General features: G+C 74.7%; 18 protein-coding genes. 15 read left to right on the plus strand and 3 right to left on the minus strand.

Translation table 11 applies throughout. The features are described from left to right. The first annotated feature begins 15 nt into the window (after window positions 1-15). From KBX63_RS14900 to KBX63_RS14910, 3 genes are all read left to right on the plus strand, one after another. On the plus strand, window positions 16-1,044 hold the full coding sequence (locus KBX63_RS14900) for a hypothetical protein (RefSeq protein ID WP_210911630.1): 1,029 nt from the start codon (window positions 16-18) through the stop codon (window positions 1,042-1,044). 74 nt (window positions 1,045-1,118) lie between these two features. Next, on the plus strand, window positions 1,119-2,726 hold the full coding sequence (locus KBX63_RS14905; RefSeq protein ID WP_210911632.1) for an AAA family ATPase: 1,608 nt from the start codon (window positions 1,119-1,121) through the stop codon (window positions 2,724-2,726). Window positions 2,727-2,808: 82 nt separating this feature from the next. After that, window positions 2,809-3,600 (plus strand): DUF2567 domain-containing protein, encoded by a 792-nt coding sequence (locus KBX63_RS14910; RefSeq protein ID WP_210911634.1) that lies wholly within the window; start codon window positions 2,809-2,811, stop codon window positions 3,598-3,600. Here the strand turns inward: KBX63_RS14910 and KBX63_RS14915 are convergent. Further along, window positions 3,515-4,225 (minus strand): LON peptidase substrate-binding domain-containing protein, encoded by a 711-nt coding sequence (locus KBX63_RS14915; RefSeq protein ID WP_210911636.1) that lies wholly within the window; start codon window positions 4,223-4,225, stop codon window positions 3,515-3,517. The genes KBX63_RS14910 and KBX63_RS14915 overlap by 86 nt on opposite strands. Before the next feature lie 105 nt (window positions 4,226-4,330). On the opposite strand from KBX63_RS14915, the gene hisD reads away from it, so the two are divergent. The 12 genes from hisD (at window position 4,331) to hisF (ending at window position 12,625) form a co-directional block, all read left to right on the plus strand. After that, window positions 4,331-5,653 carry a histidinol dehydrogenase gene (gene hisD, locus KBX63_RS14920; protein WP_210911638.1) on the plus strand — a complete coding sequence of 441 codons (1,323 nt, stop codon included), beginning with the start codon at window positions 4,331-4,333 and terminating at the stop codon, window positions 5,651-5,653. Next, on the plus strand, window positions 5,650-6,720 hold the full coding sequence (locus tag KBX63_RS14925) for a histidinol-phosphate transaminase (protein WP_210911645.1): 1,071 nt from the start codon (window positions 5,650-5,652) through the stop codon (window positions 6,718-6,720). The genes hisD and KBX63_RS14925 overlap by 4 nt, the downstream gene beginning before the upstream one ends. Next, on the plus strand, window positions 6,720-7,331 hold the full coding sequence (gene hisB, locus KBX63_RS14930; protein WP_210911647.1) for an imidazoleglycerol-phosphate dehydratase HisB: 612 nt from the start codon (window positions 6,720-6,722) through the stop codon (window positions 7,329-7,331). The genes KBX63_RS14925 and hisB overlap by 1 nt, the downstream gene beginning before the upstream one ends. A gap of 58 nt (window positions 7,332-7,389) precedes the next feature. Beyond that, window positions 7,390-7,563, plus strand: a complete 174-nt coding sequence (locus tag KBX63_RS14935; protein WP_199723348.1) for a hypothetical protein — start codon at window positions 7,390-7,392, stop codon at window positions 7,561-7,563. Beyond that, on the plus strand, window positions 7,560-8,192 hold the full coding sequence (gene hisH / locus KBX63_RS14940) for an imidazole glycerol phosphate synthase subunit HisH (RefSeq protein WP_210911649.1): 633 nt from the start codon (window positions 7,560-7,562) through the stop codon (window positions 8,190-8,192). The genes KBX63_RS14935 and hisH overlap by 4 nt, the downstream gene beginning before the upstream one ends. Window positions 8,193-8,231: 39 nt before the next feature. Then, a complete protein-coding gene (locus tag KBX63_RS14945) occupies window positions 8,232-8,555 on the plus strand; it encodes a hypothetical protein (protein ID WP_210911651.1) in 324 nt (107 codons plus the stop codon). A 13-nt stretch (window positions 8,556-8,568) separates the two neighbouring features. Beyond that, entirely contained in the window at window positions 8,569-9,294 is a 726-nt protein-coding gene (gene priA / locus KBX63_RS14950; protein WP_210911652.1) for a bifunctional 1-(5-phosphoribosyl)-5-((5-phosphoribosylamino)methylideneamino)imidazole-4-carboxamide isomerase/phosphoribosylanthranilate isomerase PriA, read from the plus strand. Next, window positions 9,291-9,680 carry a RidA family protein gene (locus KBX63_RS14955; RefSeq protein ID WP_210911654.1) on the plus strand — a complete coding sequence of 130 codons (390 nt, stop codon included), beginning with the start codon at window positions 9,291-9,293 and terminating at the stop codon, window positions 9,678-9,680. The genes priA and KBX63_RS14955 overlap by 4 nt, the downstream gene beginning before the upstream one ends. A 110-nt stretch (window positions 9,681-9,790) precedes the next feature. Beyond that, on the plus strand, window positions 9,791-10,237 hold the full coding sequence (locus tag KBX63_RS14960) for a MarR family transcriptional regulator (RefSeq protein ID WP_210911662.1): 447 nt from the start codon (window positions 9,791-9,793) through the stop codon (window positions 10,235-10,237). A 5-nt stretch (window positions 10,238-10,242) separates the two neighbouring features. Beyond that, a complete protein-coding gene (locus tag KBX63_RS14965) occupies window positions 10,243-10,674 on the plus strand; it encodes an organic hydroperoxide resistance protein (RefSeq protein WP_247662427.1) in 432 nt (143 codons plus the stop codon). Between the two features lie 46 nt (window positions 10,675-10,720). After that, window positions 10,721-11,719 carry an NADP-dependent oxidoreductase gene (locus tag KBX63_RS14970; RefSeq protein WP_210911666.1) on the plus strand — a complete coding sequence of 333 codons (999 nt, stop codon included), beginning with the start codon at window positions 10,721-10,723 and terminating at the stop codon, window positions 11,717-11,719. 138 nt (window positions 11,720-11,857) lie between these two features. Continuing rightward, window positions 11,858-12,625: an imidazole glycerol phosphate synthase subunit HisF gene (hisF, locus tag KBX63_RS14975; protein ID WP_210911668.1), complete on the plus strand. Its 768-nt coding sequence runs from the start codon at window positions 11,858-11,860 to the stop codon at window positions 12,623-12,625. A gap of 33 nt (window positions 12,626-12,658) precedes the next feature. On the opposite strand, the gene KBX63_RS14980 is transcribed toward hisF, so the two are convergent. Together KBX63_RS14980 and KBX63_RS14985 are read right to left on the minus strand one after the other, a co-directional pair. After that, window positions 12,659-13,120, minus strand: coding sequence for a hypothetical protein (locus KBX63_RS14980; RefSeq protein ID WP_210911670.1), 462 nt, complete (start codon window positions 13,118-13,120; stop codon window positions 12,659-12,661). 101 nt (window positions 13,121-13,221) lie between these two features. Further along, entirely contained in the window at window positions 13,222-13,947 is a 726-nt protein-coding gene (locus KBX63_RS14985) for a YitT family protein (protein ID WP_247662366.1), read from the minus strand. Window positions 13,948-13,969 lie beyond the last annotated feature (22 nt).

A 13,969-nucleotide genomic window follows, 5' to 3' on the forward strand; every position in this document is an offset into this window, starting at 1 on the left:
GAGGGGATCCCGCCCGTGCGCGCCGGCGACCTGCTGCGGCAGCTGGACCAACGGCTGCTGCCGCCGCTGACCCGGGCCGTGGCCCGGCTGGGCGACCGGTCGGCGCGGTCGGGGGTGCTCACCTGGGCCGCGTTGCTCTCCTCGGCGGCGGTGCTGGGCACCGCGGTCTGGGCCGCCGACGACGCACCGGTCGGCGACCGGACGGTGGGCGAGGTGACCCGGGTCGGGGTGGTCGACGGCGACTCCGTCCCCGGCTACCTGCGGTCCGCCGCGGCCGACCTGGCCGCGCTGCCCACGGCGGCTCCGGTGACCGGGGAGGAGACCTACGCCCTGGTCACGCTGGATGCGTACCTGCCGCCACAGCGACTGGCGGCGGTGCTCGGCGACGTGTCGGTCTCGACGGTTTTCGGACGGGTGCCGCTGCCCGGCCGACAGACCGAGATCGTCAAGTTTCCCGCGCTGCGGGTGCCGGACGACGTGGTCGCCGGAATGGCGCAGGTGGCCGTCCGCAAGGACACCGAAGCCGCGGACTACCGGGCGAGGGCCGCCGCCGTGAGCGGCGACGGTGCGGACGAGCGGGAGCTGCGCGAGCGGTACGCCAGCGGTGCGGACGTGGCGGCGGCCGAGGCGGCCGCGTACCGCACCGGCTGCGCCTGCGTGTATGCGGCGGTGGTGCGGGCGGCGCCGGTGGCGCTGCGCGGCGTGGCGACCCGGCCGGACGTGCGGGCGGTCGACCCCGCCCCCGAGGTGTACCGGCTGGACCGCACGGTCTTCACGCCGCCACTGCCCGAGCAGCACGACGTGGTCCGCCCACCGGCCGACACCGGCCCGAGCGCGGAGCCGACCCCGGAGGTGCCGGTCGAGTCGACGCCGGTCGCGCCGGCGCCCACGGCATCGGTGGGCGAATCGTCGGAACCCGCACCGGTCGTGACGATCCCACTACCCGAGCCGTCGGCGGCCGAGCCCACCGAGCTGGCCACGCCGAGCGTCACGACCTCGCCGGACGCCACCGACACCGGGCCGCCGGCGCCCTCCCCGTCGTGATCTGCGCCGGGTGGTGTGCGTGCCGTGGTGTGGTCCGAATAGGGTTTCCTTCGTAGCCTGTCAGACGGAGATCGATGGGGCTGGGAGGGCGGGCCGTGGAGGGCAGTGAGACCGGCTGGGGCCGGCCGGCCGAACCAGCGCCGAGGTGGCGGGCGCTGCTGGACCGCGCCCGGCACGGCGCCCGCGCCCCCGAGCAGGCCGAACCCGACCGGCGAGCCGAGGAACCGCCGCCGGATCCGCTGCCACGGCGCGCGGCACCCAACGGCAACGCCGGGCGGGCGTCGGCCATCGGGCACCCGGCCGAGCTGTCGTACGGCGCGGAGCCGGGTTACCGGGCCGAGGCGACCTACCGGGTCGACCCCGCCTACCGGGCCGAGCCGGCGTACCGGCCGGAGCCGGACTACCGGGGCGAGCCGGGTTACCGGGCGGAGCCCGCGTACCGCGCCGAGCCGGATTACCGGGCCGAGCCGGCGTACCGCGCCGAGCCGGACTACCGCGCCGAGCCGGCGTACCGCGCCGAGCCCGAGCCGGAGCCGCCGTCCCGCCGGGCCGAGCCGGTCGAGTCGCGCTACGCGCTGCTGGACAACGGCTACCGGCACGGCAGCCCGCCGGTGGAGTCCCGGTACGCGCTGCTGGAGACGGGTTACCAGCCGGAGACCGGCTACCCGCCGCCCCCTGCCCCGCGGGTCGCGCCGCCGCCTGCCCCGCGGGTCGCGCCGCCCCCTGCCCCGCGGGTCGCGCCGCCGCCCGCCCCGCGGGTGACGCCGCCGCCCGCCCCGCCGGTCGCGCCGCCACCCGTTCCACCGGTCAGCTCCGCCATCGCCGAGCGCGGCTACCCGCCGCGCATCGAGTGGCGTCCGCAGGGCGTCGACCAGGAGTTGGAGCGGGCCACCGGGGTGCTCCGCCGCGACCTCGGCACTCCGCGGGTGTTCGCGTTCGCCAACCCCAAGGGTGGGGTGCACAAGACCACCGCCACCGTGCTCGCCGCGGCCACGGTCGGCAGCGTGCGCGGGCGGGGCGTGCTGGCCTGGGACGACAACGAGCTGCGCGGCACCCTCGGGCTGCGCGCCGGCAGCGCCCGGCACGCCCGGACCATCCGCCACCTGATCGGCGAGCTGGCCCAGATCGAGATCCTGGAGGGCTCCACCCTGCTGGAGCGGCTGGACGACTTCCTGCGGCACGCCTCCGACGGCTCGTACGACGTGCTCGCCGGCGAGGAGAGCCCCCGCTTCGCCCAACGGCTGGACCAGTTCACCGTCCGGCGGGTGCTGGAGCTGCTGCGGCGTACCCACGACGTGGTCTGCGTGGACACGGGCAACAACGTGGAGAGCGCCAACTGGCGCACGGTGATGCAGGCCGCCGACCAGCTGGTGGTGACCACCGTGCCGCGCGAGGACGCGGCGTTCAGCGCCGACTGGATGCTCGACCTGCTGCACGAGGAGGGCATGGGGGAGCTGGCCGACAACGCGATCACCCTCATCTCCTGCCCCACGCCGGGCCGCTCGGTGCTGCAGGACGACCTGGAGCGGCACTTCGCCACCCGTACCCGCGCGGTGGCCGTGGTGCCCTACGACCCGGCGCTCGAGACCGGGTCGTCGATCGAGTATCACCAGCTCCAGCCGGAGACCCGGCAGGCGTGGCTACGCGCCGCCTCGGCCATGGTGGAGCCGTTCGCCCGGTGACCGGAGGCGGTGCGGTCACGTCATCGGGCGGGAGCGCGGATGACCGTGCACGGCCCGGCCGGCGAGCTGAGAGGATCATCGGGTGAACCCCGACAGCCCCGAATCCGACCGGCCCACGCCGCCCGGCGACGAGCCGTCCGCACCGGCATCGGCCGACCCGGTCACGGACCAGAGTCCGGGCGGGGGGCCGCCGGATGTGGTCGCTGACTCCGGCCCGGCCGATCCGCCGCGCAGGCCGGCGCGGACCGGGGCGACGGTGGCCGGCGTCGTTCTCGCGCTGGCCGTGCTGGGTGCGCCGCTCGGGCTGCTCTGGGCCGCGCTCGCGCCCGACACCCCGGTGCTCAAGACCGCCGAGGGCGCGATCTACGCCGAGCCGCAGCCGGAGCAGCCGATCGCCGCGGACGGCTGGTTCAGCCTGCTCGGGCTCGCCTTCGGGGTGCTCGCGGCGCTCGCCCTGTGGTTCGTGCTGCGCCGGCGGCGCGGCCCCGTCGGGCTGCTCGCCGCAGTGCTGGGCGCGCTCGCCGCCGCGCCGGTGGCCTGGCAGGTGGGGCGGCGGGTCGGCCTGGCCACCTTCGACCGGCTGCTGGACGGCGCCCCGCCCGGCCAGACCTTCACCAAACCGGCCGACCTGCGGGCCGGCGGCGTCGACTGGCTGCTCGGCGTGCTGCCGGTGCCGCACGGCAACCTGCTGCTGCCGGCGTTCGGCGCCGCGGTCACGTACACCCTGCTGGCCGGCTGGTCGCGCTGGCCGTCGCTGCGCCCGGAGCCGGAGCCCGACCCGACCGCGTTCAGTTGGGTGTCGGCGGGGACGCCAGCTCCGCCAGCGGCACCGGAACCGCCCGCACCTGACGCAGCAGAGCCGCCTCGCGGTTGAGCAGCCGCAGCTCGGCGCGGAGCCGGGCGGCGGTGTCGTCGATCGCCAGCAGCCGCTGCCGGTCGTCGACGGTCAGCGCCGCGGTCGCCGCCACCAGGTGGGAGAGCACCGTCGGGTCCTCCGGGAGCTGCTCGGAGATCTCCTCCGGGTCGGACCGGACCAGGCCGAGGTACTGCCGGAAAACCGCGATCACCCGGGCGGCCAGCAGGTCGGCCACCTCGTCCGGCCCGGCCGGCTCGGGCAGCCACTCGACCTCCGCGGTCAGGTACGGCGCGGAACTCTCGTCGACCTCGGCGATCCGGAACCGGCGTCGGCCGACCGTGACGATGTCGAAGCCCCCGTCGGCCAGCTCGGTCACCTGGCGCAGCTCGGCGGTGCAGCCCACCTCGTGCAGGGTGACCTCGCCGCTGCCGCCGGCGGGCGTGGGCCGGGCGCCGGGACCGGCCGGCGCGACCTCCCAGCCGGCCTGGATGGCGACCACCCCGAACTCGCGCGAGGCGCCCTCGGGCAGGTCGACCAGGTGCCGGACCAGCGCCCGGTAGCGCTCCTCGAAGATGTGCAGCGGCAGCACCAACCCGGGAAAGAGCACCGTTGCGAGCGGGAACACCGGCAGCCGTGCGGTCACAGGTGGAGCCTAGCCAATCTCGCCCACGTCGGCGTGGCCCGGCTCACCGTCCCGGCGGACGGGCGGCCCGGGTGCGCTCCGGCTCGGCCGCCTAGACTCGCAAGGGTGCTGAATCGGATCGACCTGCGCAATGGTCTCGGTGACCCGCGCCGCCTGCTGCCCCGTGCCCAGCTCGACGTGTCGGTCGCCGTCGAGCGGATCCGGCCGCTCGTTGAGGCGGTCCGGGAGCATGGGTACCCGGCGATCCGGGAGGCCAGTGAGCGGTTCGACGGCGTCTCCCCGGAGGTGTTGCGGGTGCCGGTCGAGGCGATCGCCGAGGCCGAGGGGGTGCTCGACCCGGACGTGCGCGCGGCGCTGCTGGAGTCGATCACCCGCGCCCGCCGGGTGCACGCCGACCAGCGGCGTGCCGAGCACACCACCCAGGTGGTGCCTGGCGGCACGGTCACCGAGCGGTGGCTGCCGGTCGACCGGGTCGGTCTCTACGTTCCCGGTGGCCTGGCCATGTACCCGTCGACGGTGGTGATGAACGTGGTGCCGGCCCAGGCGGCCGGGGTGCGCTCGCTGGTGGTGGTCAGCCCGCCACAGAAGGACAACGGCGGCCTGCCCGACCCCCGGGTGCTCGCCGCGTGCGCGCTGCTCGGCGTCGACGAGGTCTACGCCGTGGGCGGCGCTCAGGCGGTGGCGATGCTGGCGTACGGCGCGGCGGTGGATCCGGCGGGTGAGGCGCGCTGCGAGCCGGTCGACCTGGTCACCGGCCCGGGCAACATCTGGGTGACCGCCGCCAAGCGGCTGCTGCGGGGTGTCGTCGGCATCGACGCCGAGGCCGGGCCCACCGAGATCGCCATCCTGGCCGACGACACCGCCGACCCGGCGCACGTCGCCGCCGACCTGATCAGCCAGGCCGAGCACGATCCGCTCGCCGCGAGCGTGCTGGTCACCCCGTCGTTGGCGCTGGTCGAGGCGGTCGAGCGGGAGCTGGCCCGGCAGGTGCCGGCGACCAAGCACACCGAGCGGGTGACCACCGCGCTGACCGGCGAGCAGAGCGGCGTGGTGCTGGTCGACGACCTCGAGGCCGGGCTGCGGGTGGTCGACGCGTACGCGGCCGAGCACCTGGAGATCCAGACCGTCGACGCCCGTGAGTGGGCGCTGCGGGTGCGCAACGCCGGGGCGATCTTCGTGGGCGCCTGGTCGCCGGTGTCGCTCGGCGACTACTGCGCCGGCTCCAACCACGTGCTGCCCACCGGCGGCTGCGCCCGGCACTCCTCCGGGCTGTCCGTGCAGTCCTTCCTGCGCGGCGTCCACCTGATCGAGTACTCCCGGGCCGCGCTGCGCGAGGTGGCCCCGCACGTGGTCACCCTGGCCACCGTGGAGGACCTGCCCGCGCACGGCCAGGCCGTCCGGGCCCGCTTCCCGGGGGGATCGGCGTGACCTCGCTCGACGACCTGCCGATCCGCGACGACCTGCGCGGGCTGTCGCCGTACGGCGCGCCGCAGCTGGACGTGCCGGTGCGGTTGAACACGAACGAGAACTCCTACCCGGTGCCGGAGCCGGTGGCCGACGCGATCGGCAAGGCGCTCGCAGCCGAGCTGCGCGAGCTGAACCGCTACCCGGACCGGGACGCGGTGGCGCTCCGCGCCGACCTGGCCGGGTACCTCGGGCACGGGCTCACCGTCGAGCAGGTGTGGGCGGCCAACGGCTCCAACGAGATCCAGCAGCAGCTGCTCCAGGCGTTCGGTGGTCCAGGCCGCAGTGCGCTCGGCTTCGTGCCGGCGTACTCGATGCACCCACTGCTGGCGCTCGGCACCGGCACCCGGTGGGTGCCGGCCCGGCGCGGCGTCGACTTCGGGCTGACCGCCGACGAGGCGGTGGCCCAGGTCCGCGAGCACCGGCCCGACGTGGTCTTCCTCTGCTCGCCGAACAACCCCACCGGCACCGTGCTGGCCCCGGCGGTGGTCGCCGCGGTCCTCGACGCCGCGCCCGGCATGGTGGTGGTCGACGAGGCGTACGCCGAGTTCGCCCGGCCCGGCACGGTCAGCGCCCTCGCCGTGCTGCCCGGGCACCCGCGGCTGGTGGTGACCCGGACGATGAGCAAGGCGTTCGGCTTCGCCGGCGGGCGACTGGGCTACCTGGCTGCCGACGCGGCGGTGGTGCAGGCGGTGCAACTGGTCCGGCTGCCGTACCACCTCTCCGCGTTGACCCAGGCGGCCGCCCGCGCGGCACTGGCCCACCGCGACGCCCTGCTCGGTACGGTGAGCGCGATCATGGCGCAGCGGGACCGGATCGTGGCGACGTTGCGTGGTCGCGGGCTGCGGGTGGCCGACAGCGACGCCAACTTCGTGCTCTTCGAGGTGGGCGGCGACCAGGCCACCGCCTGGCGCGCACTGCTCGCGCACGGTGTGCTCGTCCGCGACGTCGGCCTGCCCGGCTGGCTGCGGGTCACCGCCGGCACCCCCGCCGAGACCGACGCGTTCCTTTCTGCGATGGAGACATTCTGATGAGTCGGACCGCCCGGGTGGAGCGGATCACCAAGGAGACCAAGGTCCTCGTCGAGATCGACCTCGACGGCACCGGCACGGCCGAGATCAGCACCGGTGTCGGTTTCTACGACCACATGCTGCACCAGATCGCCCGGCACGGCGGCTACGACCTGACCGTGCGCACCGTCGGCGACCTGGAGATCGACGCCCACCACACCATGGAGGACACCGCGCTCGCTCTGGGCGCCGCGTTCGACCAGGCGCTCGGCGACAAGGCCGGCATCCGGCGGTACGGCTCGGCGACCGTCCCGATGGACGAGGTGTTGGTCCGGGCCGCCGTGGACCTGTCCGGCCGACCGTACGTGGTGCACGACGAGCCGGCGCTGGCGCCGTACATCGGCCCGGTGTACCCGACCAGCATGACCCGCCACATCTGGGAGTCCTTCGGCCAGGCGGCCCGGATCACCCTGCACGTCGACGTGCTGCGGGCGGCCCGGCCGGGCGGTAACCCGGACGCGCACCACGTGGCGGAGGCGCAGTTCAAGGCGGTCTCCCGGGCGCTGCGCGAGGCCACCGCGATCGACCCGCGGGCGGCGGGCGCGATCCCGAGCACGAAGGGAGCCCTCTGATGAGCGCGAGGAGTGCAGCGCAGCGGAGCCCCGCAGTCGCGAATGGAAGGTGGCACTGATGGGTGCGGCGTTGCCGACGCTGTTGCTGATCCTGGCCGGGGTGCTGGTGGGCGGCGTCTGGTCGCTGTACCGGCAGGGCGCGCCGAAGAGCGCGGTGGTGGTCACCGCGCTCCTGGCCGTGTTGGCCACCGTCGGCGGGGTGCTCTGGCTGCTGCCGGAGTCGGGCTCATGACCGGCGTCGTGGTGCTCGACTACGGCTCGGGCAACCTGCGTTCCGCGGAGCGGGCGCTGGCCGCCGCCGGCGCGGACGTACGGGTGACCGACGACCTCGCCGCCGCGGCCGCCGCCGACGGTCTGGTGGTGCCGGGGGTGGGTGCCTTCGCGGCGTGCATGGCCGGGATCGAGGCGCTCGGCGCCGGCCCGGTGATCGCCGAACGGGTGGCCGCAGGCCGACCGGTGCTCGGCATCTGCGTGGGCATGCAGGTGCTCTTCGAGCACGGGGACGAGCACGGTGTGGTGACCAAGGGGCTCGGGCTGCTGCCCGGCGGGGTGACCCGACTGGCCGCCACCCGGCTGCCGCACATGGGCTGGAACACGGTCCGGTCGCCCCGGGATTCGGTGCTCTTCGCCGGCATGCCGGCGCAGAGCAGGTTCTACTTCGTGCACTCGTATGCGATGGGTGACCCGGCGGCGCTGGCCGCCGCCGGCGCCACGGTGACCACGGCCCACCATGACACCGACTTCGTCGCCGCGGTGGAGCGCGGTCCGCTCTCGGCGGCCCAGTTCCATCCGGAGAAGTCCGCCGACACCGGTGCCGCGCTGCTGCGCAACTGGCTCGCCACACTGCCCAGCGGTGGCTGAGCGTCGTCGCCGCCCGGCGCCCGCCCGGCGGGGGTCGCGGTGAGCCGGGAGCGGGCGCGTCGCCGGGCCGAACGCGAGGCCGAGCAGGCCCGGGAGCGGGCGGTCCGGCAGCGCCGGGTGGCCCGCCGGCAGCGCCGCCGGGCGGTGGTCCGCCGGTTGACGCCGCAGTTGCGGCGGGGCCGGTCCGGTCGGCTGGCCCGGCACACCCGGCGCGAGCGTGCCGCGATCGTGCTGCTCACCGGGGCGGCGCTGATCCTGATCTGGACGTTCGTCGACGATCTGGCGTTGCGTATCGCGCTGATCGTGCTGTTGCTGCTCGTACTGCCGGCGATCGTGGTGATCGCCCTGGACCGTCGTACCTGATCGAGGAGAAGACGTGAGCCTCACCCTGTTACCCGCCGTGGATGTCGCCGACGGCCGGGCCGTCCGGCTCGTGCAGGGCGCCGTCGGTAGCGAGAGCATCTACGGCGACCCGCTGGACGCCGCACTGGCCTGGCAGCGCGACGGCGCCGAGTGGATCCACCTGGTCGACCTGGACGCGGCGTTCGGGCGGGGCACCAACGCGCACCTGCTCGCCGAGGTGGTGCGCCAGCTCGATGTGAAGGTGGAGCTCTCCGGCGGCATCCGGGACGACGAGTCGCTGCGCGCGGCGCTGGGCACCGGGGCGGCCCGGGTGAACATCGGCACCGCGGCTCTGGAGGACCCGGTCTGGTGCGACCGGGTGGTCGGGGAGTACGGCGACCGGGTCGCCATCGGGCTGGACGTGCGTGGCCGTACCCTCTCCGCGCGTGGCTGGACCCGTGACGGCGGTGACCTGTACGAGGTGCTGGAGCGGCTGGACAAGGCGGGTGCCAGCCGGTACGTGGTCACCGACATCACCAAGGACGGCACCATGCGCGGGCCGAACCTGGACCTGCTGCGCGAGGTGTGCGGCCACACGGACGCCCCGGTGATCGCCTCCGGCGGCGTGTCCACGCTGGACGACCTGCGGGCGCTGTCCACCCTGGAGCCGCTCGGGGTGGAGGGTGTGATCGCCGGCAAGGCGCTCTACGCGGGCGCCTTCACGGTGACCGAGGCGCTGCGGACGCTGGCCGAGGCGTGACTCTCACGCGGCTCGGCTCGGGCGGTCCGTGGGAGCAGCGGTACGGCTACTCCCGGGTGGTCCGGGCCGGCGACCTGGCGTGGACGGCCGGCTGCACGGCCACCGTGGACGGCCGGGTGGTGCACGTGGGGGACCCGGCCGCGCAGACCGCGCAGGCGCTGCGGATCGGGCTGGCCGCGCTCGCCGAGGTCGGTGCGGAGCCGGGTGACGTGATCCGGACCCGGATGTACGTGACCGATCGGCTGCACGCCGACGAGGTGGGCCGGGCGCACAACGCGGTCTTCGGCGCGGTCCGGCCGGCGGCGACGCTGGTGGTGGTGGCCGGCCTGCTGGATCCGGAGCACCTGGTCGAGGTGGAGCTGGAGGCGTACCTCGCCGACCGCTGAGGCGTGCTCGGCCTTCCTCGCGGTGCACGCGGACCGGCGGTGACCGTCGTCATGGCCGCTTTCCGGCCAGATCTGTTGTGCACAATTTAATTGTGGGCTACGGTCCAACGGTGACCGATGACCTGGTGCTGCGCCGGCAGGTGTGCTTCGCGCTCTACGCCGCGTCGCGCGCCCTGACCGACGTCTACCGGCCGATCCTCGACCGGTTCGGGCTGACCTACCCGCAGTACCTGGTGCTGCTGGTGCTCTGGGAGCGTCCCGACGACGCCCCCACGGTCTCCGAGCTGGGCGCCGAGCTGCGGCTGGACTCCGGCACGCTCTCGCCGCTGCTCAAGCGGCTGGAGGGAGCGGGCCTGGTGGTGCGGCGGCGGTCGGCGCGCGACGAGCGGCGGGTCGAGGTGGGCCTCACCGAGCAGGGCCGGGCACTGCGGCAGCAGGTGGACGAGGTCCCGCTGCAGATCGCCCGGGCCACCGGGCTCGACATCGCCGAGCTGGTCGCGCTGCGCGACACCCTCACCCAGGTCACCGGCACCATCCATCGACAGAAGGAGCAGTGACCATCATGCAGGTGCTCTACACCGCATCCGCCACGGCCAGCGGCGACGGCCGGGACGGCCACGTCGAGACCTCCGACGGCACGTTCACGCTCGACCTGGCCGTGCCGAAGGAGATGGGTGGCGCCGGTGGCGCCGCGAACCCCGAGCAGCTCTTCGCCGCCGGCTACGCGGCCTGCTTCCACGGCGCGCTGCGGCTGGTCGCCCGCCGGGCCAAGGCCGACGTGACCGGCTCGGTCGTCGCCGCAGAGGTGGGCATCGGCCCGAACGGCAGCGGCGGGTTCGGGCTCACCGTGCAGCTCGTCGTCGACCTGCCCGCCGTTCCCCGGGACGCCGCCGAGCAGCTGGTCGAGCAGGCCCACCAGGTCTGCCCGTACTCCAACGCCACCCGCGGCAACATCGAGGTCGCGCTGGCCGTCCGCGAGTCCCTGGCCGCGTGACGCCGCGGACCCAGGCCCCGACCGCGGACGAGAGGACGACCACCCCGTGACCAGCAACCGTGAGATCCACCTGGCCAGCCGCCCCCAGGGCTGGCCCACCGAGGAGAACTTCCGGCTCGTCGAGACCGGCGTCCCGACGCCCGGCCCGGGCCAGATCGTGGTCCGCAACCAGTACCTGTCGGTCGACCCGTACATGCGCGGCCGGATGAACGACGTGAAGTCGTACGTGCCGCCGTTCGCGCTCGACGCGCCGCTCGACGGCGGCGCGATCGGCGAGGTGGTGGCCAGCGAGGCAACGGACGTCGCCGTCGGCGACACCGTGCTGCACGGGCTGGGCTGGCGTGAGTACGCGCTGCTCGACGCCAACGCCGCCCGCAAGGTCGACCCGGGCCTTGCCCCGGTCAGCGCGTACCTCAGCGTGCTGGGCATGACGGGTCTGACCGCGTACGCCGGGCTGCTGGAGGTGGCCGCGATGAAGCCCGGCGAGACGGCCTTCGTCTCCGCCGCGGCCGGCGCGGTCGGCAGCCTGGTCGGCCAGATCGCCAAGCTCAGGGGCGCCGGCCGGGTGGTCGGCAGCGCCGGCTCGCCGGCCAAGGTCGAGCGGCTGCGGGCGCTGGGATTCGATGCCGCCTTCGACTACCACGACGGGTCGGTCCGCGACTCGCTGAAGGCGGCCGCCCCGGACGGCGTCGACGTCTACTTCGACAACGTCGGCGGCGATCACCTGGAGGCGGCGATCTCGGTGATGAACCTGCACGGCCGGGCCGCGATCTGCGGCATGATCGCGCAGTACAACGACACCGAGCCACCGGCCGCGCCCCGCAACCTGGCGCTGGTCATCGGCAAGCGGCTCACCCTGCGCGGCTTCCTGGTCGGCGACCACGGCAACGTGCGCGAGGCGTTCGTCCGCGACGTCGCCGGCTGGCTGCGCGAGGGCCGGCTCTCCTACGACGAGACGGTCGTGGACGGCATCGAGAACGCCCCGGCGGCGTTCCTCGGTCTGCTACGCGGCGACAACCTGGGCAAGATGCTCGTCCGCGTGTAAGGAAGGGCCCCCTGTTAACGCCTGCGGTATAGGAAGGGCCCCTTCCTAACACGCATGGTGTGCGAGGGCGCACGGCACCCACGGTGGCCGGCCACACAGGCCGGCCACCGTCGTGTCACGGAGGGATAGGCTGGCGGCATGACGGTGGCGGTGCGGGTGATCCCCTGTCTGGACGTGGACGCCGGGCGGGTGGTCAAGGGGGTCAACTTCCTCGACCTGCGGGACGCCGGTGATCCGGTGGAGCTGGCCGCCGCCTACGACCGGGCCGGCGCGGACGAGTTGACCTTCCTCGACGTCACCGCGTCCTCCAGCGACCGGGGCACCATGCTCGACGTGGTGCGCCGCACCGCCGAGTCCGTGTTCATTCCGCTGACCGTCGGCGGCGGCGTCCGCCAGGTCGCCGACGTGGACACCCTGCTCCGCGCCGGCGCGGACAAGGTGGGCGTGAACACCGCCGCCATCGCCCGGCCGGAGCTGATCGCCGAGATCGCCGACCGGTTCGGCCGGCAGGTGCTGGTGCTCTCCCTCGACGTGCGACGGGCGCCGGCCGGCAGCACGCCCAGCGGCTTCGAGGTCACCACGCACGGCGGTCGGCGCGGCACCGGGATCGACGCGGTGCACTGGGCGCAGCGGGGGGCCGAGCTGGGCGCGGGGGAGATCCTGCTCAACTCGATGGACGCCGACGGCACCAAGGCGGGCTTCGACCTGGAGCTGATCGGCGCGGTGCGGGCGGTGGTGGACGTGCCGGTCGTGGCCAGCGGCGGCGCCGGCGAGGTGGCCCACTTCGCGCCCGCGATCGGGGCCGGTGCGGACGCGGTGCTCGCCGCCAGCGTGTTCCACTTCGGCGAGCTGACCGTGGCCGAGGTCAAGGACGCGCTGCGCCGCAGCGGCCATCCGGTGCGCTGAGCCTCACCTGGCCGACCAGACGAGCGCGGCCGATCAGTGGCCGCCGGAGTGACCCTCCGGTGAACGCCGGGGTGTGGGAATCGAGCGGACCGCGTACTCCTGGACGGCCGCCGCGTGGTCGGCCTCGTCCAGGCTCCACTCGGCGCTGCCCGGCGCGTGCCGGCGGCTCAGCACGCCCTGCACGGTGTCCACCATGGTCGCCACGCCGGCGCGCGGCCGGGAGCGCCAGAGCTGCTCGCCCTCGGCGGTGATCCGGAACCAGCCGTCGGCGACGCTGACCAGCCCGGCGCCGACCAGCCGGCGGACCGCCGCCTCCACCTCGTGGCGCTGCGGGATCGCGTGGTTGAGGTGGTCGGCGGTGGAGAGCACGTCGGTCAGGCGGACGCCCTCCGGCCGGCGACTGGTCGCGGACCGGCGGTGCCGCCCGGCCCCGCTCGCGATCACCAGCGACACGAAGATCCAGGCGTCGGTCCAGCGCCAACCGTTCTCCCCCATGCAGAGATGATGACGGCGAGCGTCGCGGAAGGGAACACCCACCCGCCATCCGGCCCGCCTCCACCACCGCCGCGTGCCGGTCCGTGACCGTCGGTGAACGCTCAGCCGGCCGGGATCACCGGCGCGACCGTCCCCGGCGCGGGCGGGGCGGCCGGCGGGTTCGGCGCGGCGGCCGGCGCATCGGGTACGGCGGTGTGCGGTCCGGGTGTGGCGGTGGGCGCTTCGGGCACCGCGAACAGCGGGATGAAGAGCTGCGCCAGCGGACCGATGGCCAGCGCGTACGCGACGGTGCCCAGGCCGACCGTGCCGCCGAGCAGCCAGCCCAGCGCCAGCACGGCGACCTCGATGATCGTGCGTACCAGCCGGATCGACCAGCCGGGTCGGCGGGCCACGAAACCGGTCATCAGCCCGTCGCGGGGGCCGGGGCCAAGCCGGGCGCCGAGGTAGAGGCCGGTCGCGGCGCCGTTGGCGACGATCCCGGTGGTCAGGAGCGCGATCCGGACGCCCAGCGGGCCGCCGGTCGGCAGCAGGGCCAGTGTGGCGTCCACCACCAGGCCGATCACCACCACGTTGCTGACCGTGCCGAGCCCGGGGCGTTGCCGCAGGGGGATCCAGAGCAGCAGCACCAGCGCGCCGACCCCGATGGTGACCGTGCCGATGGAGAGTTCGGTCAGCTCGGACAACCCCTGGTGGAACACGTCCCACGGGTCGAGGCCCAGGTCGGAGCGGACCATCAGAGCCATGCTCATCCCGTACAGGGTCAGCCCGGCGTAGAGCTGGGTCAGCCGTCGCACCGGCCGGTGCCGCAGATTGCCAATCAGTGCCATGCATGCCACCCTAGGTGCCAAT

Origin of the sequence: Micromonospora sp. U21 (assembly GCF_018070045.1) — a bacterium.
Taxonomy (GTDB): domain Bacteria; phylum Actinomycetota; class Actinomycetes; order Mycobacteriales; family Micromonosporaceae; genus Micromonospora.

What these genes read in the sequence shown, in the direction of transcription:
- KBX63_RS14905 (WP_210911632.1), top strand. Translation starts at nt 1,119, where the DNA reads ATGGGGCTGGGAGGGCGGGCCGTGGAGGGCAGTGAGACCGGCTGGGGC.
- KBX63_RS14935 (WP_199723348.1), top strand. Translation starts at nt 7,390, where the DNA reads ATGGGTGCGGCGTTGCCGACGCTGTTGCTGATCCTGGCCGGGGTGCTG.
- hisH (WP_210911649.1), top strand. Translation starts at nt 7,560, where the DNA reads ATGACCGGCGTCGTGGTGCTCGACTACGGCTCGGGCAACCTGCGTTCC.
- hisF (WP_210911668.1), top strand. Translation starts at nt 11,858, where the DNA reads ATGACGGTGGCGGTGCGGGTGATCCCCTGTCTGGACGTGGACGCCGGG.
- KBX63_RS14980 (WP_210911670.1), bottom strand. Translation starts at nt 13,120, where the DNA reads ATGGGGGAGAACGGTTGGCGCTGGACCGACGCCTGGATCTTCGTGTCG.
- KBX63_RS14965 (WP_247662427.1), top strand. Translation starts at nt 10,243, where the DNA reads ATGCAGGTGCTCTACACCGCATCCGCCACGGCCAGCGGCGACGGCCGG.
- KBX63_RS14985 (WP_247662366.1), bottom strand. Translation starts at nt 13,947, where the DNA reads ATGGCACTGATTGGCAATCTGCGGCACCGGCCGGTGCGACGGCTGACC.
- hisB (WP_210911647.1), top strand. Translation starts at nt 6,720, where the DNA reads ATGAGTCGGACCGCCCGGGTGGAGCGGATCACCAAGGAGACCAAGGTC.